The organism is Pseudomonas sp. PNPG3, assembly GCF_023093815.1.
Lineage (GTDB): Bacteria > Pseudomonadota > Gammaproteobacteria > Pseudomonadales > Pseudomonadaceae > Aquipseudomonas > Aquipseudomonas asiatica.
Genome location: NZ_JALLKV010000205.1, coordinates 1 through 273, shown reverse-complemented (window position 1 = coordinate 273; position 273 = coordinate 1). Strand labels below are relative to the sequence as shown.

1 protein-coding gene is annotated in these 273 nt (G+C 69.2%); it reads left to right on the top strand.

All coding sequences use genetic code 11. The features are described 5' to 3' along the window. Positions 1 to 15 precede the first annotated feature (15 nt). Positions 16 to 273: TSUP family transporter (locus MJ643_RS30740; RefSeq protein ID WP_282103304.1), on the top strand; the 258-nt coding region annotated here is incomplete at its 3' end.

Here is a 273-nt window from a genome sequence, read left to right as displayed (position 1 = left end):
CTCACCGCGACCTCGCTGATCTTCCGAAGATCGATCATGGAGCGTTATCGCCGCCGCCTCGAGCAGGTCGACGAGCGCACCACGGCGGTGGCGACTGTGATCACCGGCATCGTGCTCGGCGTGCTGGTCTCGATCTCCTCCGTCGGCGCCGGTGCGGTCGGCGTGACGGTGCTGCTGTTGCTCTACCCGCGCCTGCCGGTGGCGAGCATTGTCGGCTCCGACATCGCCCATGCGGTGCCGCTGACCCTGGTCGCCGGCATCGGGCACTGGGCG